The sequence below is a fragment of the Photobacterium carnosum genome, assembly GCF_021236965.1.
Taxonomy (GTDB): domain Bacteria; phylum Pseudomonadota; class Gammaproteobacteria; order Enterobacterales; family Vibrionaceae; genus Photobacterium; species Photobacterium carnosum.
In genome coordinates, this window is sequence record NZ_WMDN01000011.1 from 82,971 (window position 1) to 108,335 (window position 25,365).

Sequence of the window (25,365 nt, forward strand, 5' to 3'; positions counted from 1 at the left end):
TGATCATGGCATTGGTTAAACAGGAAGTACAATTAGGCGCTTTATTAGCACCTTGGTTAACAATTGCAAAAGTGCCAACTGAATATTTACAGTTGATGTTAACCTCAATGACATTAGATAGCCGTCAAGTCACGGTTGGCTGTTTATTTGCGGCCGTTAACGGTCATACTGTTGATGGGCGTCGTTTTATTGATAATGCGATTGCTGCTGGTGCAAGCGCAATTATTGCAGAAGCCGATGGTGTTGCGGCTGACGGTGAGATCCTATTTGAAAATGGGGTTATCATTATTTATTTGCACAATCTTGGTCATAAATTATCTGCCATTGCTGGGCGCTTTTATGGAGAGCCTGATAGCCAGCTTAAATTGTATGCGGTAACAGGCACCAATGGTAAAACCACTATTAGCCAACTATTAGCACAATGGGCTGATTTGGTCGGTTATCGTGCTGGCGTAATGGGCACGACGGGTAATGGCTTGTTAACTGATTTACGACCAGCTGCAAATACCACTGGTAGTGCGATTGAAATCCAACAAACGTTATCCGAATTAGTTGCTCAAGGTGCTAATTTTGCGGCAATGGAAGTGTCATCCCATGGCTTAGTACAAGGTCGAGTTAGTGCGTTACATTTTGTAGCAAGTATCTTTACTAATCTTAGTCGTGATCACCTTGATTATCATGGTGATATGGCGCATTACGCCGCTGCTAAAAAAAGTTTGTTTACCGAGCATCACAGCGGTATTGCGGTCATTAATGCTGATGATATGGTTGGTCAACAATGGCTAGCTGATTTACCTCAAGCGGTTGCGGTTGCAATGAATGCTGACGCTGTTATAGCTCACTCTGGATTAAAACTATGGGCAACGGCGGTCGATTTTAGTACCCAAGGTGTCACCATTAGTTTTGAGTCTAGCTGGGGTAAAGGTACCTTTACCGCGCCACTTGTAGGTTCATTTAATGCAACTAATTTATTATTGGCATTGGCGACCTTATTAGTCAGCGGTCATTCATTACCAGAGTTATTAGCAGTCGCCCCGCGTTTACAAGCAGTTATTGGGCGTATGGAAGTATTTCAATCCTCGATTGGCGACAAAGCGATGATGGTGGTTGATTATGCTCATACTCCAGATGCACTAGAAAAAGCACTGCAAGCATTACGCGTCCATTGTGACGGTCAGTTGTGGTGTTTATTTGGCTGTGGTGGTGATCGTGATACGGGCAAACGCCCTATGATGGCTGCGATTGCAGAGCAATATGCTGATCATATTATTTTAGTCGATGACAACCCGCGTAGTGAAGATCCTCAACAAATCATGCTTGATATGCAAGCAGGGTTAACTGCAATTACTGCTGCAACTGTGATCCATGACCGCGCTCAAGCGTGTGCTTATGCTATTACACAGGCTAAACCTAATGACATTATTTTAGTTGCAGGTAAAGGCCATGAAGACTACCAAATTCTAGCAGATCGTACGATCCACTATTCAGACCGCGAAACTGTGGCCGCATTATTTAGAGAACAGGCATGATAAAAGTTCAACTAAGTCATTTACAGTCAGTTTTAAATGCTGAACTTATTGGCGCGGATACTGAAATTGCAGCGACATCAACTGATACGCGTGTAATTGACAATGACACTCTCTTTATTGCCTTAATTGGTGAGCGTTTTGATGGCCATGACTTTTGTCAAACGGCGGTTGAAAATGGTGCAAAAGCATTATTGGTAAGTAAACCCTTAGCGTTAGATATTCCACAGTTAGTTGTTGCTGATACCCATCAAGCATTAGGGCAGTTAGGTCAATGGTTAAAAGCAAAAATGACCGCTGAGCATGGGTTAAAAACATTAGCATTAACGGGTAGTTGTGGCAAAACCACTGTAAAAGAAATGGCAGCGGCAATTTTAGCGACTAAAGGTCAAGTATTAGCGACTGCGGGTAATTTTAATAACGATATTGGCGTCCCACTGACATTGTTACGTTTAACTCCTGCCTATAATTACGCAGTAATTGAATTAGGCGCTAACCATTTAGGTGAAATTGCTTATACAACAGCATTAGTCAAACCTGATGTGGCATTAATTAATAATCTTGCGGCCGCTCACCTTGAAGGTTTCGGTTCATTAGCCGGTGTTGCAAAAGCCAAAGGTGAAATTTTTGAAGGATTAGCCGCACAAGGGCAAGCGGTCATTAATCTTGATTCTAACCAGCTAACAATGTGGCAACCATTACTGGCAAAGTACCGTGTTAGTTGCTTCTCTATAACGACTAATAATGCAGATTATTTCGCTACTGATATAAATATTAACTCTCAAGGGCTAGCTTGTTTTACAATGCAAACCCCAATGGGTGCTATTGATATTAGCTTAACGTTAGCGGGTACTCACAATGTTAGTAATGCACTGGCCGCCGCTGCATTGACTATGGCATTGGGTGCTACTCTTGCCGATGTAAAACAAGGATTAGAGTGCGTTGTTAATGTTAAAGGTCGATTAGCGATCACTCAGCTTCCTTCTGGGTTACGGTTAATTGATGATACTTATAATGCCAGTGTTGCTTCTGTAAAAGCAGCAATTGATGTGCTACATAATTTCAGTGGTAAACGTTACTTTATTTTAGGCGACATGGCTGAGCTGGGCGAAGAAAGTGAGAGCTTACATCGTGAGGTCGGTGAATATGCGCGTGATAAACAGTTTGATGGTGTGATGACATTTGGTCGTGCCAGTGCTGTGGTCAGTGCATTAAATAACGGTCAACATTTTAGCGATAAAACTGCATTGATCGATGAACTTAAACAACAATTACATCAACAACTTAACCAACCTAATTCTCCTCAGGTGACTGTGCTTGCTAAAGGCGCGCGTAGCTCACAGATGGAAGATGTTATTATTGCATTGCAGGAAGATAAATAATGATTTACTGGTTAGCTGACCACTTTCAGTCCTCAATCCCCTTTTTTCGTCTGTTTGAATACCTGACGTTCCGCGCCATTATGAGTATTTTAACCGCGTTAATATTTTCGTTGTGGTTAGGCCCACGCATGATTGCTAAATTGCAAATGCTGCAAATTGGTCAAATAGTACGTAACGATGGTCCTGAGTCACATTTCAGTAAGCGTGGTACGCCAACCATGGGCGGACTGATGATTTTAGCTGCAATTACGTTAACCGTATTGTTATGGTGTGATCTTAGCAACCCTTATGTATGGGCTGTGCTTATCGTTATGCTTGGCTATGGTGTGATTGGCTTTGTTGATGACTACCGTAAAGTGGTACGAAAAAATACCGATGGCTTAATTGCACGTTGGAAATATTTTTGGCAATCAGCTATCGCACTTGTGGTGGCTTTTGTGCTTTATGCCTACGGAAAAGATACCGCTGCAACACAATTAGTCTTGCCATTTTTTAAAGATGTGATGCCACAGTTAGGCCTGTCTTATATTGTACTGACCTATTTTGTGATTGTCGGTACCAGTAATGCGGTTAATTTAACCGATGGTTTAGATGGTCTTGCCATTATGCCAACAGTGATGGTTGCTGGTGGTTTTGCCTTTATTGCATGGGCAACGGGTAACTACAACTATGCTGAATACTTACATATCCCTTATTTAAGTAATGCGGGTGAGTTAGTTATTGTTTGTACTGCTATTGTTGGTGCAGGTTTGGGTTTCTTATGGTTTAACACCTATCCAGCGCAAGTATTTATGGGCGATGTAGGCTCATTAGCATTAGGTGGCGCATTAGGTACGATTGCCGTGTTAGTTCGCCAAGAATTTTTATTGGTGATCATGGGCGGTGTGTTCGTGATGGAAACGGTATCGGTTATTTTGCAAGTTGGCTCGTTTAAACTGCGTGGACAACGTATTTTCCGCATGGCACCGATTCACCATCACTACGAATTAAAAGGTTGGCCAGAACCACGCGTTATTGTCCGTTTCTGGATTATTACGCTGATGCTGGTATTGATTGCATTAGCTACATTGAAGGTGCGTTAACATGAATGGCTTGGTAGGTATTAACAAGGTTGTTGTGATTGGACTTGGAATGACAGGTCTATCGGTGGTGAATCATTTAGTACGATTACCACAATTGCTGGATATTAAAGTAATTGATACCCGTGATAATCCACCAGGCCAAGAACAATTGCCTACAGGTGTTGATCTGTGTGCTGGTCAATGGAATCTGCAATGGCTACTTGACGCAGATTTAATTGTTGTTAGCCCTGGGATTGCATTAGCGACTCCAGAGTTATTGTTAGCGGCACAATCAGGCATTGAGCTTATCGGTGATATTGAACTATTTGCTCGTGCAGTGAATAAGCCCGTAGTGGCTATCACTGGCTCTAACGGTAAAAGTACCGTGACTAGTTTAGTCGGTGAAATGGCAAAAGAAGCCGGCATTGATGTTGGTGTTGGTGGCAATATTGGTTTTGCAGCACTTGATATGCTAGGGCAAGATCATGATCTTTATGTCCTTGAGCTGTCTAGTTTTCAGTTAGAAACTACGTCATCGTTAGTGCTTGAAGCTGCGGTGTATTTAAATCTGTCTGAAGATCATATGGATCGTTATCCTGGTGGTTTGGCTGATTATAGTAACGCTAAAATGCGTATTTTTGATCATGCTAAATTAGCGGTGTATAACCGTGACGATCTCGCAACTAAGCCTGATTTTAACGGTAACATGACCAGTTTTGGTTTTGATAATACTGATTATGGTTTGGTGATGGTTGATGGCGCAGAATGGTTAGCCATTGCGGGTGAGCCATTAATGGCTGTCAGTGAAATTGCGTTAGTTGGTCGCCATAATGTCGCTAACTGTTTAGCTGCATTAGCGTTAGCCGATGCTGTCGGTATTGATCGTATAGCGGCTTGTCAAACCATGCGTCGTTACACTGGATTAGCCCATCGTTGTCAATTGGCAGTGAATCGTCACGGTGTTAAATGGGTCAATGATTCTAAGGCGACAAACCTTGCTAGTACAGTAGCTGCATTAACGGGCTTACAATTAGCAGGAAAACTGCATTTATTAATGGGTGGTGATGGTAAAGGCGCTGATTTTAGTGAACTTAAACCAGTTCTAGCTGACTTAAATGTACAACTTTATTGTTTTGGTCGTGATGGTCATTTATTTAGCGAATTAGTCGAAAACGCGATAAATGTCGATACCATGAGTGAAGCAATGGATCGCGCAGCAGTTACCGTAAAAGCTGGCGATATGGTTTTATTATCACCAGCATGTGCCAGTTGGGATCAATTTGCCAACTTTATGGCACGCGGTGATGCTTTTGTTGAACAAGCCCTTCGGCTTCAAGATTCAGTCTCAGGAAAAATGTAATGTTTAAAATGGCCCGTAACGGATTATCGGTAGTCTCTGGTTGGTTTTTAAAACCCGCCAAACCGATTCTGTATGACCGCCAATTGGTGTGGATAGCAATAGCTCTGATGATGATCGGTTTAGTCATGGTTACTTCAGCATCCATACCTGTCGCAACTCGTCTTACTGGTGTTCCTTTCTTCTTCGCACTACGACATGGATTCTTTTTAGTCTGTTCGTTAGTGATCGCGGCATTTGTTATGCGGATCCCATTAGCTCAATGGGAAAAGTACAGTGTGCCAATGTTGTTAATCTCAATCTTGTTATTGATTGTAGTATTAGCTATTGGCCATTCAGTTAATGGTGCTGCACGGTGGATCCCACTTGGGGTATTTAACTTACAACCTGCAGAAGTCGCTAAATTGTCGTTATTTGTGTTTCTTGCCGGGTATTTAGTCCGTCAATATAACCAAGTGCGTGGCAGTTTTATTGGTTTTGCTAAGCCATTAGTTGTACTCGGTATTATGGGCTTTCTATTGCTACAACAACCTGACTTAGGTTCGTTCGTGGTGATGTTTGTTGGTACTATCGGGATGCTATTTATTGCAGGTGCACGGTTATGGCAATTCTTAGTGATGCTAGCAACGGCATTAGTCGGTATTGCAATGCTGATTGCCTTTGAACCTTATCGTATGCGACGGGTAACTTCGTTTTTAGACCCATGGCAAGATCCTTATGGTAGTGGTTATCAGTTAACCCAATCACTAATGGCATTCGGTCGTGGTGAATGGTTTGGTCAGGGGTTGGGTAACTCCATTCAAAAATTAGCCTATCTTCCTGAAGCACATACTGACTTTGTATTTGCCGTCTTAGCCGAAGAATTAGGCTTGGCGGGGGTGATTGTGGTATTAACACTGTTGTTTGCCCTAGTGTTTAAAGCAATTATTATTGGACGTAAATGTCTTGAAGGTGGCCTATTGTTTGGCGGCTATTTAGCGTTTGGGTTTGGTATTTGGTTTGCATTTCAAACCTTGGTTAACGTTGGCGCCGCCGCAGGTATTGTACCGACGAAAGGCTTAACGTTACCCTTGATCAGTTATGGTGGTTCGAGTTTGTTTATTATGGCTGCTGCTGTGGCTATTTTGATTCGAATCGATTTTGAACAACGGGTCGCGGCTAAATTTTTATCAGAGCATCCTGCTGATGTTGATGATGAAGCATTAGATACGATGGACGTAGCGGTTGAACAAGGAACTTTAGATTCTCAAGTGCTTGTAACGGCTAATCATTCACAACTAGAACAAGATAAAAAGCATTCTAATGACAAAGAATAAACGTTTATTAGTGATGGCTGGTGGTACTGGCGGTCACGTTTTCCCCGGACTTGCAGTTGCTCGTAAATTACAGCAACAAGGGTGGGAGATCCGCTGGCTAGGCACGGCTGATCGTATGGAAGCTGAGTTAGTACCGAAGCATGGTATTGCTATTGATTTCATTAAAGTTAAAGGCCTGCGTGGTAGCGGTATTGTGTCTTTACTTGGTGCACCGTTTAAAATTGTTGGTGCCATTATTCAAGCCCGTAAATATATCAAAGCATGGCAACCGGATGTGGTGCTTGGCATGGGCGGTTATGTCAGTGGCCCTGGTGGTGTTGCGGCATGGTCTTTGGGTATTCCAGTGGTATTGCATGAACAAAATGCTGTCGCTGGGCTAACCAATCAATGGCTCGCTAAAATTGCCAGTAAAGTGCTACAAGCATTCCCTGGTGCATTTAAAGATAAGCAAGTCGTTGGTAATCCGGTTCGTGAGGATGTGACATTATTACCTGCACCGCAACAGCGTTTTGCTGAACGCACCGGCCCAATTCGAGTGCTGGTGATGGGCGGCAGTCAAGGGGCGAGAATTTTAAACCAGACCATGCCAGAAGTGGCGGGGATCCTAGGTGAAAATGTCACTATTTGGCATCAAGCGGGTAAAGGTAATCAGCAATCGACTGAGCAAGCTTATGCAAAAGATAGCCAAACACAACATAAAGTGACTGAGTTTATTGATGATGTAGCTGCCGCTTATGCTTGGGCCGATTTAGTTGTTTGTCGTTCAGGGGCACTGACTGTTTCTGAATTATCGGCCGCGGGTGTTGGTGCTATTTTTATTCCTTTCATGCATAAAGATCGTCAGCAAGCATTAAATGCTGAACATTTAGTGGCATGTGGTGCGGCTAAAATGATTGAACAACCACAATTAACGGTTGATGGTTTAGCCCAGCAAATTAATTTATTAAATCGTATTGCGCTTGAGCACATGGCTTGTGCTGCGCGTAATGCTGCTATCATTGATGCAGACCAACGTGTTGCTGATGTGATCAAATCACTAGCAAAGAATTAAACAGGAACAAAGTGATGAGTAAACTGGATAACCAGCAATTAGCAAAAATTCGAACTATGGTGCCCGAGATGCGCCGAGTCGAACGTATTCACTTTGTTGGTATTGGTGGTGCTGGAATGAGCGGCATCGCAGAAGTATTAGTTAATGAAGGTTATCGTATCAGTGGTTCTGATATTACACCGAATGCTTTGACTAATCGTCTAACGGCTAAAGGCGTCGAGATCTTTTTTGGCCATGCGGCTGAAAATGTGATTGGTGCAAGTGTAGTTGTGGCATCAACCGCTATCAACAAACAAAATCCAGAATTATTAGCTGCAACAGAATTACGTATTCCGGTTGTGCGTCGTGCTGAAATGTTAGCAGAATTAATGCGTTACCGTCATGGTATCGCGATTGCAGGAACGCATGGTAAAACGACCACAACAGCATTAACAACCCAAATTTATTCTGAAGCAGGGCTAGATCCAACGTTTGTGAATGGTGGTTTGGTAAAAAGTGCTGGTACTAATGCACGTTTAGGTTGTAGCCGTTATTTAATTGCCGAAGCTGATGAAAGTGATGCGTCATTTTTACATTTGCAACCGATGGTGTGTGTGATCACTAACATTGAAGCTGATCATATGGATACTTATGGCGGCGATTTTGAGGTGCTAAAACAAACCTTCATTGATTTTATCCATAATCTGCCATTCTATGGCTTAGCGGTAATGTGTATTGATGATCCCGTTGTGCGTGAATTATTACCACGAGTGGGTCGCCCAATGTTGACTTATGGGTTTGCAGAAGATGCTGATGTGCGTTTAGTTAACTATACTCAAACTGGCCAACAGGGTCACTTTACAGTATTGCGTAATGATAAGCCGGCATTGAATATTACCCTTAATATTCCTGGTAAGCACAACGCGTTAAATGCAACGGCGGCTATTGCTGTGGCTACCGAAGAAGGTGTCAGTGATAATGCTATCATGCGTGCCTTAGTTGAATTTGAAGGTACTGGTCGTCGTTTTGATCATCTTGGTGAGTTTGAAACCGGTAATGGTAACGTGATGCTGGTAGATGATTATGGTCATCATCCAAGTGAAGTTGATGTAACGATTCAAGCTGCACGTGCTGGTTGGCCAGATAAACGGTTAGTGATGATATTCCAACCGCACCGTTATAGTCGTACTCGTGATTTATACGATGATTTTGCCAATGTGTTAGAGCAAGTCGATGTGTTATTGGTGCTGGATGTTTATGCTGCGGGAGAAACGCCTATTGCGGGTGCTGATAGTCGTTCGTTATGTCGCACTATTCGTTCACGCGCTAAAATTGATCCTATCTTTGTGTCACAAGCAGAGCATTTGCCTGCAATTTTAGCCAATATTATCCAAAATGATGATTTGGTGTTGACCCAAGGTGCGGGTGATGTCGGCAAAATAGCTCGCCAACTGGCAGAGTTAAGACTAAATATAGCTAATATGCGTCAAGATGCTTAATTGGTATATTTCGCTTTGAGTAAACGCATTAATATCGATTACTGGTTGTAAAATGAATATTCCATCGCCAGTGATCGCTATTTTTTGTGATTTCTCGACAAATAGATAAATTTATTGTCAGGTTATGCTCGGAAAACGCCCTATGAGTGTTGGAGTGGGTCGAGTTGCTCGGTATAATCGTTTAACTTTGCTCGTTATACCTGACTGAGCGCGCCATCATAAAATACCTTTATGGAATGGTTTGGCTTAAATGGTAAGGTAAAAAGACACGCGATGACTGAACAAGTCGAAAATAAAGAGCATATATTATCTTCACCTCGTGGTTTAAAGCGTTGGGGTGGATTAGCGTTTTTTCTCTTTGTCATTGGTTTTACGGTTTGGCTTGTTAGTGCTACCAAAGACTGGATGACAGATGCAAACCGATTACCCTTGTCAAATTTAGTCATTCAAGGGCAGTTACATTATCTCACTAAAGATGATGTTAGACAGTCAATTTTACATCTTCATCATTTGGGTAGCTTTATGACCCAAGATGTAAATAGTATTCAAGCATCCGTAGAGGCTTTACCTTGGGTTGCTCAAGCTGCTGTACGTAAACAATGGCCAGATACCATTAAAGTTTTTTTGGTTGAAAATCAACCTGTCGCTGAATGGAATGGTACTTATTTAGTTAACCGTTCAGGCGTTGTTTTTAAAGCGCCAGTATTGCAAGTCGCAGGATTAGGGTTAACCAATCTTATTGGTCCTAAAGGCAGCAGTGAAGAAGTTTTAGCTGGACTCAAAGAAATGCGTCCAGTGTTGAAAAAAGCGGGTTTCGGGATTGCGTCATTATCGTTTAATGAACGCCGTGCTTGGCGCGTGGTATTAACAAACGGGATTAGACTTGAATTGGGGCATGACGCTCGAATGCAACGTATAAAGCGTTTTATCGAGATTTATCCTGATTTATTGAAACAGGATAAGCCGATTGATTATGTAGATTTGCGTTACGATACTGGCGCAGCTGTGGGTTGGAAAACAAAGCCGGAGTATGATAATCATGCGCCGGATAAAAAATAAGAGCGTGCACTGATGACTAAGGCTGCAGATAAAAAACTCATCGTTGGTCTTGATATCGGCACTTCCAAAGTTTGCGCTTTGGTTGGGGAGGTCCTACCCGATGGCAATGTTAATGTCATTGGTGTAGGTAGCAGCCCGTCACGCGGAATGGATAAAGGTGGGGTTAATGACCTTGAGTCAGTAGTGAAGTCAGTTCAACGTGCTGTTGATCAGGCTGAACTTATGGCTGATTGCCAAATTGGTTCCGTGTGTTTGTCGCTATCAGGTAAACATATTAGTTGCCAAACAGAAAAAGGCATGGTGCCAATTTCTGATAAAGAGGTAACTCAAGATGACGTCGATAATGTTATTCATACGGCGAAATCAGTAAAAATAAGCGATGAGCAACGTACGTTGCATGTGATTCCACAAGAATTTGCGATTGATTACCAAGAAGGTATTAAAAACCCTGTTGGTTTATCAGGTGTTCGTATGGAAGCAAGTGTTCATTTGATCACTTGTCATAACGACATGGCGCGCAACATCGTTAAAGCAGTAGAGCGTTGTGGTTTAACTGTTGATCATCTGATTTTCTCAGGATTAGCAACAAGCCATGCTGTACTGACCCCAGATGAGCGTGAGCTCGGCGTATGCGTGGTCGATATTGGCGGCGGTACAATGGATCTTGCTATTTGGACTGGCGGCGCATTACGCCATGCGGAAGTGATTCCGTATGCTGGTAATGCAGTAACCAGTGATATTGCTTATGCGTTTGGTACACCACCGGGTGACGCTGAAGATATTAAAGTGAAATACGGTTGTGCACTGAGTGAATTGGTGAGCAAAGATGCTAAGGTTGATGTACCGAGTGTTGGTGGTCGTCCATCTAGAAGCTTGCAAAGTCAAACACTCGCAGAAGTAATAGAGCCTCGATATAGTGAATTGCTAGGGTTAGTAAATCAAAAATTACTAACCGTACAAGATCAATTGCGAGAGGCTGGTGTTAAACACCACCTAGCAGCGGGCATCGTCCTTACCGGGGGCGCTGCACAAATGGAAGGTTTAACTGAATGTGCTGAGCGGGTTTTCCGCAATCAAGTACGTATTGGTCAGCCTCTTGAGCTGAGTGGATTGACTGATTATGTTCAGTCGCCACCCTATGCTACTGCAGTAGGATTACTGCACTACGGAAAGGATAGTCAATCATTTGATGAAAATGCACAAGAACCGAAACGCTCGGTAACTGGGTTATTTTCACGAATTAGTGGTTGGTTCGAAAAGAATTTTTAAACCTGATGCGAACAGGATAACGGAGAGAACAAATGTTTGAACCGATGATGGAAATGTCTGATGAAGCTGTAATTAAGGTCATTGGCGTTGGCGGCGGCGGCGGTAATGCAGTCGATCACATGGTACGTGAGTCTATTGAAGGCGTGCAGTTCATTAGTGTTAACACTGATGCACAAGCTCTTCGTAAAACAAGCGTAAGTACTGTTATTCAGATCGGTGGTGATATCACTAAAGGTTTGGGTGCGGGTGCTAACCCACAAGTGGGCCGTGATTCAGCGTTAGAAGATCGTGAAGCGATCAAAAAAGAGCTTGAAGGCTCTGATATGATCTTCATTGCAGCGGGCATGGGTGGTGGTACCGGTACTGGTGCTGCACCAATCATTGCTGAAGTGGCTAAAGAGCTTGGTATTCTTACTGTTGCTGTTGTGACTAAACCATTTAGCTTCGAAGGTAAGAAGCGTATGGCATTTGCAGAGCAAGGTATTGATGAGCTTTCTAAGCATGTAGATTCATTAATTACTATTCCTAACGAAAAGTTACTTAAAGTACTTGGTCGTGGTATCACATTACTTGATGCCTTTGCGAAAGCAAACGACGTACTTAAAAATGCTGTTCAAGGTATTGCTGAGCTAATCACTCGCCCTGGCATGATCAACGTCGACTTTGCGGACGTACGTACCGTAATGTCTGAAATGGGTCATGCAATGATGGGTAGCGGTGTTGCTGCTGGTGATGATCGTGCTGAAGAAGCTGCTGAAATGGCAATTTCTAGCCCATTACTAGAAGATATCGACCTAGCTGGCGCTCGTGGTGTTTTAGTTAACATTACTGCTGGTATGGATATGCGTCTAGACGAATTCGAAACTGTGGGTAACACAGTTAAAGCGTTCGCTTCTGATAACGCTACCGTGGTTATTGGTACTTCACTTGACCCTGATATGACTGATGAGCTACGTGTAACCGTAGTGGCAACAGGCATTGGCAAAGAGTGTAAGCCTGATATCACATTAGTAACGTCATCAAAGCCTGCACCTGTTGTTGCACAGGAAAAACCTGCTGCAATCGCTGAAGATAAGCCTGTTGAAAGTCAACAAGCTAAAGCTCAGGGTGCAGATCATGACTACTTAGATATCCCTGCATTCTTGCGTAAGCAAGCAGACTAAAATAGCCAACATATTGATTGTGGTGGCTAATTTAGCTGGGTAAGAGCTGCATCTTTTGTTTCACCACAAAAGATGCTTTTTTACATCTGCAGTGAATTATTTTGGATATTTTTTAGGTTATGGTATGATAAGTGTTCAATTCGCCATGCTGGTGTTGAGAATAGTTTCTATTCACCTAATTAGTTTGCAAGCAAAAGTTTGTTTAACCGTTGAGATATAAGCAGATGATCAGACAACGTACACTTAAAAGCATTGTGCAGACGACTGGTGTGGGCCTCCACTCTGGACGTAAAGTGACGCTTATCCTGCGTCCTGCAGCCGCAAATACTGGCGTGATTTATCGCCGTACTGACCTTAATCCACCTGTGGATTTCCCTGCAAATGCAGATTCAGTACGCGATACCATGCTATGTACCGCTCTTGTTAATGAACAAGGCGTGCGCATTTCAACAGTTGAGCACTTGAATGCTGCACTAGCCGGTATGGGTATCGATAACGTGATTATCGAAGTTAATGCGCCTGAAATTCCTATTATGGATGGTAGCGCAAGCCCATTTATTTACCTGCTTCAATCAGCTGGTATTGATACATTAAATTCGCCAAAGCGTTTTTTACGTATTAAAAAGCCTGTTCGCATTGAGGATGGCGACAAGTGGGCGGAACTCGTACCTTATAACGGTTTCCGTCTCGATTTTGCTATCGACTTTAATCACCCTGCGATTGATTCAGATCAGCAGCGTCTAGTGTTAGATTTTTCAAGCCAGTCTTTTGTTAAAAAGATTAGCCGTGCACGTACTTTCGGTTTCATGCGCGATATCGAATATCTCCAGTCACAGAACTTGTGTCTTGGTGGTAGCTTTGATAACGCAATTGTACTGGATGACTACCGTATCCTGAACGAGGATGGTTTGCGTTTTGACAATGAACTTGTCACTCACAAAGTATTGGATGCCATTGGTGACCTTTACATGTGTGGTCACAATATCATTGGTGAAATGCGCGCTTATAAATCAGGTCATGCGCTTAACAACCAACTACTGCGTGCAGTATTGGCTGATCAAGAAGCCTATGAGTGGTCAACCTTTGAAGACGAGCGTGAAGTGCCTGTCACTTTTGCTCAACCGGGTATGGTATTGGCGTAAATCACGCAACTGCCTTGTATTAAAAAACGCCGAGCATAAATGTTCGGCGTTTTTGTATCTGTTATTTGTCGAATTGCCGATGCGATATTTTTTAGCGAGGTGACATTCTTTACCAATACGACATTCGCATTCAACAAAGCATTAGCGAGTATTTTTTTGTGCTAGCTTAGCCAGTCGTTCTAAACAGACTTTGACTTTATCTGGAGCATTAGCCGCTGTTGCTAACAGATGTTGCGCGGCCACATGGCTGATTGGCTTTTGAATAATATCGGGGATTTTATCTTGTTTACGAATTGCCACTGCCGCCAATATGGGGTTTACCTTAACTTCGATCTCACGCAATTTGGGTAATAATTTCTCGCGTAATTTAAGCGTTAATTGGTAACGTTCATAGTTAAGTCGCATCGACCATGCTGCTGATTCTGTTTCAATGATTAACACCCCTTGTCGATAATTACTGACTCGACAATGCTCGGCACAATTAAGGTGGCTTTTTACCGCAGTATTCAGTTGGCTTAATGCCGCTGCCCGTTGTTGAATCGATGTTAGACCATCACTATCAAGTAGATGTGCTGCGGTTTGGGGGCGATGATCTCTCATGATTTTAATTCCTGGATATTCGACAGAATAAAAATGTTACTTTTGCGGATATGATCTTCATTATCAAAGATAAAAACCTGCGTAGTGGCTTTTATCATAGGCGATGACACGAATATGACTTATTATATTAGGTATATAGGTTAATATATGTTGAGCGATATGTCTGCTAAGTCGCAGTCACCAGCGTGTTTTTGTACTTAGATGGCAATAAACAGTATTAGTTTAGCATTGAGTAAGGTGCTTTTTGTTAGGATAGTAATGTTAACCCTTGAAAAGCGACTATCGCGACACAATATCAATTAACACATGTTTTAGGATTAACTTCTTAGTCACCGTCGTGACAATTCCTGTGGGATAAGGATGGCTTAGGTCCCCCAAGGAATGAAACCCGAATTAAGCGATTCAGCAATAGAAACGCTGATATAACAAAGAGAAACCGGCATCACCATGTTATCAAAACTACTGACTAAAGTTATCGGTAGCCGTAACGACCGCACTCTGCGTCGTATGCGCAAAATTGTTGATCAAATCAATAAGCTAGAACCTCAGTTTGAAAGCCTACAAGATCATGAGCTGCAAGCAAAAACAGCTGAATTTCGTGAGCGTTTAGATCAAGGCGAAACGCTAGATCAACTACTACCAGAAGCCTTTGCGACTGTTCGCGAAGCATCAAGCCGTGTCTATGGCATGCGTCACTTTGACGTACAGCTACTTGGTGGCATGGTTTTAAACGACTGTAAAATTGCTGAAATGCGTACTGGTGAGGGTAAAACTCTTACTGCAACATTGCCGTCATATCTTAACGCCCTTACAGGTAAAGGCGTTCACATCGTAACCGTGAACGATTACCTCGCTGCGCGTGATGCCGAAACTAACCGTGAATTATTTGAATTCCTCGGTATGACTATTGGCGTTAACGTACCTAATATGTCACCGCCAGCGAAAAAAGAAGCATACGCTGCCGACATACTTTACGGTACTAACAACGAATTTGGTTTTGATTACCTACGTGACAACATGGCGTTCCGTCCTGAAGATCGCGTTCAACGCGAGCGCTTCTTTGCGGTTGTCGATGAAGTTGACTCCATCCTAATTGATGAAGCGCGTACACCGTTGATTATCTCTGGTCCTGCTGAAGATAGCTCGGAAATGTACATTAAGATTAATCACTTAATTCCGTTGCTTGTTCGTCAAGATAAAGAAGATAGCGCTGATTATCGTGGCGATGGTCACTACACTGTCGATGAAAAATCAAAGCAAGCGCACTTTACTGAAACAGGTCAAGAATTCATTGAAGAATTATTGATTAAAAATGACATTATGGCTGAGAACGATACTCTATATTCTCCGGCTAATATTAGTTTACTGCACCACGTTAATGCCGGTTTACGTGCACACGTGTTGTTTGAAAAAGACGTCGATTATATTGTTCAAGATGATGAAGTTGTCATTGTCGATGAACATACTGGCCGTACCATGCCAGGTCGTCGTTGGTCTGAAGGTCTTCACCAAGCTGTTGAAGCGAAAGAAGGCGTTAAGATTCAAAACGAAAACCAAACCTTGGCATCGATTACCTTCCAGAACTATTTCCGTTTATACGAGAAATTATCAGGTATGACAGGTACTGCGGATACTGAAGCGTTTGAATTTCAGTCTATTTATAATTTAGATACGGTAGTGTTACCGACTAACCGCCCAATGGCACGTATTGATAACGGCGATTTAGTCTACATGACTGAAGCTGAGAAATTCGTGGCAATCAGTAAAGATATTTCTGAGCGTGTTAAAAATGGTCAGCCATGTCTTGTCGGTACAGTGTCGATTGAAAAATCAGAGCTGTTATCTAAAGCGTTGAAAGATGCAGGTATCAAGCACAACGTACTGAATGCTAAGTTCCACGAAAAAGAAGCCGATATTATTGCTGAAGCGGGTTCTCCAAGTACGGTAACTATCGCAACTAACATGGCCGGTCGTGGTACCGATATCATGCTAGGTGGTTCGTGGAAGGCGGATGTTGAGAAACTGATTGATCCTACTGATGAGCAAATCGCAAAGATCCGTGCTGATTGGCAAATCAAGCATGATGCAGTATTAGCATCAGGTGGTTTACACATCCTTGGTACTGAGCGTCATGAATCTCGTCGTATCGACAACCAGTTACGTGGTCGTGCAGGTCGTCAGGGTGATGCTGGTTCGTCTCGCTTCTATCTTTCAATGGAAGATGGCCTTATGCGTATCTTCGCCTCTGATCGTGTTTCAGGCATGATGAAGAAGCTAGGTATGGAAGAAGGCGAAGCGATTGAGCACCCATGGGTATCAAAAGCTATCGAAAACGCACAACGTAAAGTTGAAGGACGTAACTTCGATATTCGTAAGCAATTACTTGAATTTGATGACGTCGCTAATGATCAGCGTCAGGTAGTGTATGAACTACGTGATGAGCTTATGAATGCTAACGATATCAGTGAAATGATTGAGCACAACCGTGAAGACGTGTTGAACGCAATTATTGATAACTACATTCCTCAGCAATCGCTAGAAGAAATGTGGGATATCGACGGCCTAGAAGCGCGTCTAAAAGAAGACTTTGATTTAGAGTTCCCGATTAAAAATTGGTTAGACACTGAAGATAAGCTTTATGAAGAAGCCCTTCGTGAACGTATTATCGAAAAAGCATTTGAGTTGTACCGTGAGAAAGAACAAGTTGTTGGCGCTGAAGTGCTACGGAACTTTGAAAAAACGGTAATGCTGCAAAACCTCGATACATTATGGAAAGAGCACCTAGCGGCGATGGATCATCTTCGTCAAGGTATTCACCTACGTGGTTATGCACAAAAGAACCCTAAGCAAGAGTACAAGCGTGAGTCGTTTGAACTGTTTGAAGAGATGTTAGATAACTTGAAGAGTGATGTTGTTTCTATCTTAAGTAAGGTACGAGTACAGCAGCAGGAAGAAGTTGATCGTATGGAAGATGAACGTCGTCAAATGGCAGAAATGCTAGCACATCGTCAACAATTCCAACATCAAAATGCAGACAATCAAATTGCTGATGAATCATCACCAGCAGAAGACAATGGTCATCAAGGTACGTTTGAGCGCGAAGAGCGTAAAGTCGGCCGTAATGAGCCTTGCCCATGTGGTTCTGGTAAGAAATACAAGCAGTGTCACGGTAAGATCGACTAAGATCGCTGTTAAGCTGTTATAAAAAAGGTCGCCTAGAGCGACCTTTTTTTATTCCCCATAAACCGCTGCTATCTTCGCCAATACCGCTACATTAGCGTCAGGGAATGGATACTGATCAAGATCGTGAATTGCGACCCATAATCCAGTTTGACCTTCATTACCACACGCTTCACCTGTGAATGCTGTGATGGCGAAAAAATCAAACTGTAAGGATTTATCGGGGTAATCATGAGCAAGGCTAATCAATGGCGTTAGCGTAGTGACTTGAATCCCCACTTCCTCGTTAAGTTCACGAATAACCGCTTGCTCAGCGGTTTCATTGGCCTCTACTTTGCCACCTGCAAATTCCCATAATCCACCCTGATGGGCATTCGCATGGCGACGCGTAATGAAAATTCGATCTTGAGTTGGGTTTAGAATGATCCCTGCTGCGATCCAAATTCGTTTTTTGATTATCACTTTTTTTGTCATAACGTAGTACCTACATAAAATCAGTCAGTAATAATGTAGCCATTAAAAAGGGCGAGCTAATAGTAATATTAGTTCGCCCTTGATCAGCAATAAGTTGCTAAATAGCATGGTGGTTTTTAGTAGTTATCTTCTGACCACACATCAGTGTCAGACATATCTGGCGCACTAGCAATGGCTTTTTCTTCATCTGCCCACTCTCCAAGATCAATTAATTGGCAGCGTTTACAGCAGAAAGGACGATATGGGCTTTGTTCACCCCAGACAACGTCAGTTTTACAGGTTGGACATTTCACCACAGTCGGTTGGGATTGCGACATAGTTACCTCAGCAAATAGCTAGTTTAAAGTCGATATTGGTTGCCACTGTCGTTCCTTCTTCATAAGGAGAAAAACGAATAGAGAAGTGGCTACGATGACCGGATACAACAGGATAAACACCATAGCTTGCATCGATTTCAATGCGAAGTAAACACGATAAGCTAGCATCATTTTGGAAAAAACCGTTATGTGCTGATTGTGGTTGGTATTGTGCAGATTGACGGACTAAGTGTAGCCATAGCTTGAGTGCTTCATCGACTTCAGCCAATTGATCGAGCCATGCTTGCATTGTTTGTTGACGTTCTTCTAGTGGTTGTTGACACCAGAAGTGCAGCGCTGGTAGGTCAAAACTACAGGTGCCACCAGGAATCGAAAATCGTTGACGAATCGAGCTTAGAAAACGGTCTTCACGTAGGCTTTGACCTAAACGTAGTGCAGCTAATAGGTTTTTCTGAGCATGACTCATATTATCGAGTAATGACTGGATCGCGATGGGATCAACGCCGTCATAATCTAGCCATGCTTTCAATTTAATACTTTGATTATTGAGCGCTTTAGCAAGATCGGTTTTAACTGGGATTTGTTCTATTAATTCTAGAAAATCAAACAATGCATTAAAGAAAATCGTATATTGCCACGGATCGTTAAGTTCGCTGCTGTGGTGTAATTGTTTGAGTAAGTGTTCAAGGCGCAAGTAAATACGCACTTTTTCATTTAGAGGATGTTCATAGCTATGTATTTGCATAACGGAAAACCAGTGAAAATCAAAAAATAATGAATGCACGCTAAGCGTTATTTCGCAGTTTGTGCAAGTGCGAGATAATGTTGGTGTAGCTGAGCAACTTGCGTTAACAGTGCCTGATTATCACCGTTATTACAAATGATATCATCGGCAGCATCAAGCCGCTGTTGGCGTGATGCTTGTGCGGCAAGAATATTTTTTATTTGCTCAAGCGATACATTATCTCGCTGTTGGGTACGCATTATCTGTGTTTGTTGGTCAACGTCAACTACCAGTAAGCGATCAGTTAGGGTTTGAAGGTTATTTTCAATCATTAACGGCACAATCAGTAGGCAATACGGGGAAGTCGCGCGATCGATATCTGCTAACATTTTGTCACGGATCAACGGATGTAGCAGTTGATTGAGCCAGTTTTTCTGTTGTGGATCACTAAATATTGCAGCTCTTAATTGGCTACGATCTAGATTTCCATCAGCAAGCAGTATGTCGTTACCGAATTTTTCAATAATACGCGCTAAACCGACACTACCGATGGCGACTACCTCGCGGGCTATGATGTCGGCATCGATTAAATCAATTCCATAAGCACCAAATAAATTAGCAACAGTCGTTTTACCGCTGCCAATTCCACCTGTTAAACCAATCACCATTGTCATCAATCAGAATCCTAAATAAGAGCTAACATACCAATGTAAAATTGGTTCGCCCCATAGCATAGCAATCCCGCCAGCAACAGCAAGATATGGTCCAAAAGAGAACGGGGTTTGTTGATCTTCATGCTTTATTCGTAGCATGACAATGCCACATATCGCTCCGACAAGAGAAGATAGTAAGACCACAAACGGTAATAATGACCAGCCCACCCACGCACCGATAGCTGCTAATAGCTTAAAATCACCGTAACCCATGCCATCTTTTTTTGTCAGCAGCTTAAATGCCCAAAAAATTGACCACAGTGATAAATATCCTGCCATTGCACCAATAATTGAATCGGTTAATGAAATCGGACTGATACCAATAAGAGCGAATAAAATACCCGCCCACATTAATGGCAGCGTGATTTGATCTGGCAGTAGCATTTTGTCGATATCAATAAACGTCAGCGCAATCAGGGCAAAGCTACAACCTAACACCGCAACAGCCCACCATGTTGGCGGTAATACTAATGCGACAGTTAAGCTAATCATGGCTGTTAGGAGTTCAATCGCAGGGTAGCGTTTGCTGATCGGTGCTTTACACTCGCGGCATTTACCCCTTAAAGCTAACCAGCTAATAACCGGAATATTTTCCAACGCACTGATAGCATGATGACAATGAGGGCAGCGAGAGCGAGGCACACTTAAATTAAATGGGGTTACATCATTGGATTGTGGATCATCCAGTTCTGGAAAATAATCCTGACATTCTTGACGCCATTGGCGTTCCATCATGATTGGCAGGCGGTAAATGACCACATTGAGGAAGCTGCCAATTAATAAACCAAAGAGTGTTGCAAACAGCGGATATAGCCACGGGTAATAACTCAGTACAGCCATGAAGTGCTCTCTTAAAAAATACATCGATTAACGTTAATATCATGGCTATTGAATACGTTGAAATTATCCCATAACGCTCATTAGCGTAAAAATAGGCATGTACATCGCAACTAATAAACCACCGATAATGATACCAAGAATAATGATAATAAACGGTTCTAAAATTTGACCCAAGTTATCGACAGTATTATCAACATCATCTTCGTATAACTGTGCCATTTTATTGAGCATATCATCAAGTGCGCCAGATTCTTCACCAATCATCACCATTTGCAGCATTAATTCAGGAAAAACATCGGCTTGACGTAAGGCTAAGTATAAAGGCATGCCGGCGGCGGTGCTGTTATAAACCTCATCAATGGCTTGTTCAATATAAAGGTTATTACTGATTTTTCCTGCTGATTGAATGCCAGTTAACAGTGGGATACCCGCATTAAAGGTGGTCGCGAGGGTGCGAGAAAAACGGGAAATAGTGGCTTTAAGTAATACTCCGCCGACAAGCGGTAACTTTAAGCTCAGTTTATCCATACGGTAATGAAAACGATAATAATGGCGGTAGCTATAACGGTAGCCGATGATTGTGAATAGCAGTCCAAGTCCAAGATAAAGCCCATAATTAATTAAAAAATCGGACGCTTTCATTACTTGGCGAGTAAACCACGGCAATTCAGCGCCAAAGCCACTAAAAATAGCCGCAAACTGCGGAATAACAAATACCAACATGAGTACTGTAACTAATATTGCAGTGATGGATACCATTGAGGGGTAGATCATCGCTTTGATGATCTTCTTGCGCATGGCTTCTGCTTTTTCACGATAAATGGCAATACGCGAAAATACTTGCCTTAGGTGCCCCGTCTGCTCGCCAGTATCGACCAAGTCGCAATAGAATTTATCAAACAATGGTGAGCTGGAACGCATCGCTTTGGATAATGACGATCCCGCTTCAACTTGATTGGTCACCTGAATAAGGGTCGCGCGCATTTCTGCTTTATGATGGCTGTTCGCCATCAGTGTTAAGGCTTGTACTACAGGCACGCCTGATTCAACCATGGTGGCTAATTGACGGGTGACCATGGTGACATCTTCGGACTTCATTTGATTGCGAAGGCGGTTTAAGGTGCCAGGAGAGGTACGCTTGATCTTTTTAATGTTGATCATTTGCTCGGTAAGCTGATGGCGAACTTCTTGTTCTTGAAACCCCATCGTGACGCCAGAGACTTTACGTCCGGCTTGATTGACGCCACGCCATTGGTAGTAACGAATTTTAGTGGCAACAACCATAATAAATCCTTTTTAATAAAATACAGAGATTGTTTAAAGGGCGCTGCGAGCAATAATATGATGGTGAGATCAGAGTTGCAGTACCCGTTGTAATTCGACAAGGCTGGTAATGCCATCAACTAATTTATCGACGCCTGATTCTCGTAATCGTTGCATACCTTGGCTGGCGGCAATATCTTCTAATTGTAAGCTGGTGGCATTTTGCATTAATGCTTCGGCAATCTCACGGCTAAACTGCATCACTTCATAAATACCCACCCGTCCAACGTAGCCTTTATTGCAATCATCACAGCCTTCTTTATTGGCTTGAAAAACGCTGGTGTTGAGTGGCAGTTTTAAGCGCTCACAGGTTAAGTCATCCAGCAGGTGCGGTTGTTTACAGTGACTGCATAATCGGCGTGCTAACCGCTGTGCAATAATCAAACTCAGTGATGACGCAAGGTTAAAATCTTCAACTCCCATATTAGTTAAACGGGTAATGGTTTCTGCCGCTGAATTGGTGTGCAGCGTCGATAATACCAAGTGCCCTGTTTGGGCGGCTTTAACTGCAATTTCGGCGGTTTCTAAATCACGAATTTCACCAACCATCACTACATCAGGGTCTTGACGTAGAAATGATCGTAATGCTTCTGCAAAGCCTAGTCCTGCGAGATTATTTATCTGAACTTGGTTAATGCCTTGGAGGTTGATCTCAACCGGATCTTCGGCGGTGGAAATATTACGCTCATCGGTATTTAAAATACTTAAGCCGGTATATAACGATACGGTTTTGCCACTGCCTGTTGGCCCCGTCATTAAAATCATCCCTTGCGGGCGTTGCAGGGCGTTTAAATAAGCCTGCTTTTGAGCATCGCTATACCCTAATATATCAATATTTAAGCTGGCACTGGAACTGTCTAAAATCCGCAGTACGACTTTTTCACCCCATAACGTGGGCAGGGTCGACACCCGTAAATCAATCGCTAGTGATTCTGATAACTTAAGCTTGATGCGTCCATCTTGTGGTTGACGACGCTCGGCAATATTGAGCTTTGACATTACTTTTAAACGGGTTGATAACCGCCGCGACAAACTTGACGGTGGGGTTAAATGTTGATGTAAAATGCCATCACAGCGAAACCGAATCCGATAGCTGGTTTCATAGGGTTCAAAGTGAATGTCTGATGCTTTACGGCGCAGTGCATCCATTAATACTTGGTTGATATAACGGGTGACAGGGGCGCTGTCTTGACTTAAATCGGTTGAGTCATCGATTTCAAGATCGTTAATATCAATTAAGTTACCTAAATCTTCATCGCTGATTTGGCGGCTGTTACCGACATCACCGATATCACTGCCGTAAACCCGTCGAATCGCTGATTCAAGTTGTTTATTTTCTAATAACAGTGGTTCAACGTTCTTACCAATAGCGAAGCGAAATTCATCTTGCGCCTCGACATTGGTAGGATCGCTAAGGCCGACGAATAAGGTGCTATTGTCTTGCGCAAGCGGCAGCACGCGATGGCGTAACACCAATTCACGTTGGTAGACACTTTGACAGCAACCTTGAAAGTCATAGTGGTGGACATCCACTCGATCTAGGTTGAACAGGTGCGATAATGAACGTGCTAGTTCATCATCCGCCATGATACCTAGGCGAGTAATGGCGGTCGGGACATTGATCCCTTCCGCCGTCACCGACTCGACTATTTGCTGCTCTTGTTCGGCGCTGATTAACTCAGCTTGGAACAGGATCGAGGCGAGGTTTGTTTGCATGGTTATGGTGTTGGTGTTGGATCTTCTTTACAGCCATCAATTGGTGGCATGCCCTTATCTGCTAGACAGCTCCAACCCTCATCAGTATCACGATTAAATGTTAGTTTTTTAGTATCTAAAGACCCTGATTTAAACTCAAACGTAAGACCTAAACCATTATCTGCAACATCTATTTCCCCTAGTGGATTAGCGTCTGCTGCAATATTTAATGTAGTAACACTACCACTAATCTTTCCTTCTTCTTGAATCACTAATTCTGCTGGAGTGATAAGGGCTTTCATAGTAGCCATAGCTGAAGCCATTTCACTTTTAGCCACATAATCTTTATAAGCTGGGACTGCGATAGCTGATAACACACCGATGATCGCCACCACGATCATCAATTCAATAAGGGTAAAGCCTTGTTGCTTTTTCATATTCCATTCCTTGAAGGTTTTAAGTTGTCCAACATGGACAAAGGGGTAGTGCTGTGGAACTAGAATAAAAGGCTTAAGATATTGATTGAATAACAGTGGTGTTATTGCTCGGCACAGTTTGAATTATTTATGCCATTGTTGCAGCAGTTACAAAATAGGGCTGGAGTTGGGGCGCAGAAATGTGGTGGGGGTGAGGTAAATAAGAGACGAGGGAGAGCAGGAAAAGCCAGTGAAAATATCAATTCAACAACGCGCAGTGAGTAGATTCCCTATCGCCCTCGCGGACATTCACTGTAGGGAATGACTGGGTGAGTTCGGCATTCCCTGTTGAAAACGACGGTGGTTAGTTACTAAACCGCATCGACAGATCCATTGCCCGTACATGCTTGGTTAGCGCACCGACTGAAATATAATCTACACCCGTTAACGCACATTCGCGAATATTATTCAGGGTAATATCACCAGAGTTTTCCAACGCCGCACGACCTGCGTTAATTTTTACTGCTTCACGCATCATCTCTAATGAAAAATTATCGAGCATAATAATATCCGCACCAGCAATAATCGCTTGTTCTAATTCTGCTAGCGATTCGGTTTCAACTTCTACGGGTTTGCCGGGGTTTAATTTCTTGGCTGTGGCGATTGCTTTTTCAATCCCACCACAGGCCATGATGTGGTTTTCTTTAATTAAGTAGGCATCAAACACGCCAATGCGATGGTTAAAACCGCCACCACAACTGACTGCATATTTAAGTGCGCTGCGTAAACCGGGGATGGTTTTACGGGTGTCTAATAAACGGGTGTTGGTACCTTGCAGTTGGTTAACATATTCCGCCGTAAGGGTAGCGCAGCCTGAAAGGGTTTGAATAAAGTTCATCGCATTACGCTCGCCAGTAAGCAACACCCGTGACGGGCCACTCAGGGTACATAACACTTGGTTGGGTTTGACGACATCACCATCAGCAACCTGCCACTCAATCACCACTTCAGCGCCCAATTGGGCAAACACTTCATCAGCCCATAGTTGACCACAAAAAACGCCATATTCACGGGTAATAATGGTGGCGGTGCTGTGGCTATTTGCGGCAATTAAATTGGCGGTAATGTCACGGTTAGCATCAATCTCACCGCCTAAATCTTCACGCAAGGCATCAGCAACTGCGCGGGTGATTTCTAATGGCAATTGTTGTTTAAGGTAAGCAAGACGAGCGCTGCTGTCGTGTTTTTGTTCCATCGTTGTCATGTCGTATCCATAGCA

22 protein-coding genes are annotated in these 25,365 nt (G+C 42.9%); 12 read left to right on the forward strand and 10 right to left on the reverse strand.

All coding sequences use genetic code 11. The annotated features are described in order from the left end of the window. The first annotated feature begins 5 nt into the window (after positions 1-5). From murE to lpxC, 11 genes are all read left to right on the forward strand, one after another. Positions 6-1,529 carry a UDP-N-acetylmuramoyl-L-alanyl-D-glutamate--2,6-diaminopimelate ligase gene (gene murE, locus GLP24_RS11945; RefSeq protein WP_232616065.1) on the forward strand — a complete coding sequence of 508 codons (1,524 nt, stop codon included), beginning with the start codon at positions 6-8 and terminating at the stop codon, positions 1,527-1,529. After that, the gene (gene murF / locus GLP24_RS11950; protein ID WP_232616066.1) at positions 1,526-2,908 is read left to right on the forward strand and encodes a UDP-N-acetylmuramoyl-tripeptide--D-alanyl-D-alanine ligase; all 1,383 of its coding nucleotides are present in this window, start codon (positions 1,526-1,528) and stop codon (positions 2,906-2,908) included. The genes murE and murF overlap by 4 nt, the downstream gene beginning before the upstream one ends. Then, positions 2,908-3,990, forward strand: coding sequence for a phospho-N-acetylmuramoyl-pentapeptide-transferase (gene mraY / locus GLP24_RS11955; RefSeq protein ID WP_101768536.1), 1,083 nt, complete (start codon positions 2,908-2,910; stop codon positions 3,988-3,990). Before murF ends, mraY begins: the two co-directional genes overlap by 1 nt. A 1-nt stretch (position 3,991) precedes the next feature. Next, positions 3,992-5,329 carry a UDP-N-acetylmuramoyl-L-alanine--D-glutamate ligase gene (murD, locus tag GLP24_RS11960; protein ID WP_101768537.1) on the forward strand — a complete coding sequence of 446 codons (1,338 nt, stop codon included), beginning with the start codon at positions 3,992-3,994 and terminating at the stop codon, positions 5,327-5,329. After that, positions 5,329-6,642 carry a cell division protein FtsW gene (gene ftsW / locus GLP24_RS11965; RefSeq protein WP_101768538.1) on the forward strand — a complete coding sequence of 438 codons (1,314 nt, stop codon included), beginning with the start codon at positions 5,329-5,331 and terminating at the stop codon, positions 6,640-6,642. Before murD ends, ftsW begins: the two co-directional genes overlap by 1 nt. Continuing rightward, entirely contained in the window at positions 6,629-7,693 is a 1,065-nt protein-coding gene (gene murG / locus GLP24_RS11970) for an undecaprenyldiphospho-muramoylpentapeptide beta-N-acetylglucosaminyltransferase (RefSeq protein ID WP_101768539.1), read from the forward strand. Before ftsW ends, murG begins: the two co-directional genes overlap by 14 nt. 14 nt (positions 7,694-7,707) lie before the next feature. Continuing rightward, positions 7,708-9,171 carry a UDP-N-acetylmuramate--L-alanine ligase gene (gene murC, locus GLP24_RS11975; RefSeq protein ID WP_232616067.1) on the forward strand — a complete coding sequence of 488 codons (1,464 nt, stop codon included), beginning with the start codon at positions 7,708-7,710 and terminating at the stop codon, positions 9,169-9,171. 273 nt (positions 9,172-9,444) lie between these two features. After that, a complete protein-coding gene (locus GLP24_RS11980) occupies positions 9,445-10,230 on the forward strand; it encodes a cell division protein FtsQ/DivIB (protein ID WP_101768581.1) in 786 nt (261 codons plus the stop codon). 12 nt (positions 10,231-10,242) lie between these two features. Further along, a complete protein-coding gene (ftsA, locus tag GLP24_RS11985; protein WP_101768541.1) occupies positions 10,243-11,499 on the forward strand; it encodes a cell division protein FtsA in 1,257 nt (418 codons plus the stop codon). 32 nt (positions 11,500-11,531) lie between these two features. Further along, on the forward strand, positions 11,532-12,662 hold the full coding sequence (gene ftsZ / locus GLP24_RS11990) for a cell division protein FtsZ (protein ID WP_101768542.1): 1,131 nt from the start codon (positions 11,532-11,534) through the stop codon (positions 12,660-12,662). A gap of 224 nt (positions 12,663-12,886) precedes the next feature. Next, positions 12,887-13,804, forward strand: coding sequence for a UDP-3-O-acyl-N-acetylglucosamine deacetylase (gene lpxC / locus GLP24_RS11995; protein WP_101768543.1), 918 nt, complete (start codon positions 12,887-12,889; stop codon positions 13,802-13,804). 141 nt (positions 13,805-13,945) lie between these two features. Here lpxC and GLP24_RS12000 read toward each other — a convergent pair whose 3' ends face one another. Beyond that, entirely contained in the window at positions 13,946-14,404 is a 459-nt protein-coding gene (locus GLP24_RS12000) for a DUF721 domain-containing protein (protein ID WP_232576116.1), read from the reverse strand. 447 nt (positions 14,405-14,851) lie between these two features. Between GLP24_RS12000 and secA the strand changes: the two genes are divergently transcribed. Then, positions 14,852-17,587, forward strand: a complete 2,736-nt coding sequence (gene secA / locus GLP24_RS12005) for a preprotein translocase subunit SecA (RefSeq protein ID WP_232576117.1) — start codon at positions 14,852-14,854, stop codon at positions 17,585-17,587. A gap of 48 nt (positions 17,588-17,635) precedes the next feature. On the opposite strand, the gene mutT is transcribed toward secA, so the two are convergent. The 9 genes from mutT to nadC form a co-directional block, all read right to left on the reverse strand. After that, positions 17,636-18,058, reverse strand: coding sequence for an 8-oxo-dGTP diphosphatase MutT (gene mutT, locus GLP24_RS12010; RefSeq protein WP_269154995.1), 423 nt, complete (start codon positions 18,056-18,058; stop codon positions 17,636-17,638). A 116-nt stretch (positions 18,059-18,174) separates the two neighbouring features. Beyond that, positions 18,175-18,375, reverse strand: coding sequence for a DNA gyrase inhibitor YacG (yacG, locus tag GLP24_RS12015; RefSeq protein ID WP_101768546.1), 201 nt, complete (start codon positions 18,373-18,375; stop codon positions 18,175-18,177). Between the two features lie 7 nt (positions 18,376-18,382). After that, positions 18,383-19,120 carry a cell division protein ZapD gene (gene zapD, locus GLP24_RS12020; protein WP_232616068.1) on the reverse strand — a complete coding sequence of 246 codons (738 nt, stop codon included), beginning with the start codon at positions 19,118-19,120 and terminating at the stop codon, positions 18,383-18,385. A gap of 47 nt (positions 19,121-19,167) precedes the next feature. Beyond that, a complete protein-coding gene (gene coaE / locus GLP24_RS12025) occupies positions 19,168-19,773 on the reverse strand; it encodes a dephospho-CoA kinase (RefSeq protein ID WP_232616069.1) in 606 nt (201 codons plus the stop codon). 3 nt (positions 19,774-19,776) lie between these two features. Beyond that, positions 19,777-20,652, reverse strand: coding sequence for a prepilin peptidase (locus GLP24_RS12030; RefSeq protein ID WP_101768549.1), 876 nt, complete (start codon positions 20,650-20,652; stop codon positions 19,777-19,779). Positions 20,653-20,715: 63 nt separating this feature from the next. Beyond that, positions 20,716-21,939, reverse strand: a complete 1,224-nt coding sequence (locus GLP24_RS12035) for a type II secretion system F family protein (RefSeq protein WP_456291276.1) — start codon at positions 21,937-21,939, stop codon at positions 20,716-20,718. Positions 21,940-22,005: 66 nt separating this feature from the next. After that, complete coding sequence (gene pilB / locus GLP24_RS12040; RefSeq protein WP_045037346.1) at positions 22,006-23,691, reverse strand: type IV-A pilus assembly ATPase PilB; 1,686 nt, start codon at positions 23,689-23,691, stop codon at positions 22,006-22,008. 2 nt (positions 23,692-23,693) lie between these two features. Next, complete coding sequence (locus tag GLP24_RS12045; RefSeq protein WP_232616071.1) at positions 23,694-24,107, reverse strand: pilin; 414 nt, start codon at positions 24,105-24,107, stop codon at positions 23,694-23,696. A 343-nt stretch (positions 24,108-24,450) separates the two neighbouring features. Next, on the reverse strand, positions 24,451-25,341 hold the full coding sequence (nadC, locus tag GLP24_RS12050; RefSeq protein ID WP_232616080.1) for a carboxylating nicotinate-nucleotide diphosphorylase: 891 nt from the start codon (positions 25,339-25,341) through the stop codon (positions 24,451-24,453). Between the last annotated feature and the right edge of the window lie 24 nt (positions 25,342-25,365).

Coding starts and splice junctions, on each gene's coding strand:
- murE (WP_232616065.1), top strand. CDS start 6: ATGGCATTGGTTAAACAGGAAGTACAATTAGGCGCTTTATTAGCACCT.
- murF (WP_232616066.1), top strand. CDS start 1,526: ATGATAAAAGTTCAACTAAGTCATTTACAGTCAGTTTTAAATGCTGAA.
- mraY (WP_101768536.1), top strand. CDS start 2,908: ATGATTTACTGGTTAGCTGACCACTTTCAGTCCTCAATCCCCTTTTTT.
- murD (WP_101768537.1), top strand. CDS start 3,992: ATGAATGGCTTGGTAGGTATTAACAAGGTTGTTGTGATTGGACTTGGA.
- ftsW (WP_101768538.1), top strand. CDS start 5,329: ATGTTTAAAATGGCCCGTAACGGATTATCGGTAGTCTCTGGTTGGTTT.
- murG (WP_101768539.1), top strand. CDS start 6,629: ATGACAAAGAATAAACGTTTATTAGTGATGGCTGGTGGTACTGGCGGT.
- murC (WP_232616067.1), top strand. CDS start 7,708: ATGAGTAAACTGGATAACCAGCAATTAGCAAAAATTCGAACTATGGTG.
- GLP24_RS11980 (WP_101768581.1), top strand. CDS start 9,445: ATGACTGAACAAGTCGAAAATAAAGAGCATATATTATCTTCACCTCGT.
- ftsA (WP_101768541.1), top strand. CDS start 10,243: ATGACTAAGGCTGCAGATAAAAAACTCATCGTTGGTCTTGATATCGGC.
- ftsZ (WP_101768542.1), top strand. CDS start 11,532: ATGTTTGAACCGATGATGGAAATGTCTGATGAAGCTGTAATTAAGGTC.
- lpxC (WP_101768543.1), top strand. CDS start 12,887: ATGATCAGACAACGTACACTTAAAAGCATTGTGCAGACGACTGGTGTG.
- GLP24_RS12000 (WP_232576116.1), bottom strand. CDS start 14,404: ATGAGAGATCATCGCCCCCAAACCGCAGCACATCTACTTGATAGTGAT.
- secA (WP_232576117.1), top strand. CDS start 14,852: ATGTTATCAAAACTACTGACTAAAGTTATCGGTAGCCGTAACGACCGC.
- mutT (WP_269154995.1), bottom strand. CDS start 18,058: ATGACAAAAAAAGTGATAATCAAAAAACGAATTTGGATCGCAGCAGGG.
- yacG (WP_101768546.1), bottom strand. CDS start 18,375: ATGTCGCAATCCCAACCGACTGTGGTGAAATGTCCAACCTGTAAAACT.
- zapD (WP_232616068.1), bottom strand. CDS start 19,120: ATGCAAATACATAGCTATGAACATCCTCTAAATGAAAAAGTGCGTATT.
- coaE (WP_232616069.1), bottom strand. CDS start 19,773: ATGACAATGGTGATTGGTTTAACAGGTGGAATTGGCAGCGGTAAAACG.
- GLP24_RS12030 (WP_101768549.1), bottom strand. CDS start 20,652: ATGGCTGTACTGAGTTATTACCCGTGGCTATATCCGCTGTTTGCAACA.
- pilB (WP_045037346.1), bottom strand. CDS start 23,691: ATGCAAACAAACCTCGCCTCGATCCTGTTCCAAGCTGAGTTAATCAGC.
- GLP24_RS12045 (WP_232616071.1), bottom strand. CDS start 24,107: ATGAAAAAGCAACAAGGCTTTACCCTTATTGAATTGATGATCGTGGTG.
- nadC (WP_232616080.1), bottom strand. CDS start 25,341: ATGGAACAAAAACACGACAGCAGCGCTCGTCTTGCTTACCTTAAACAA.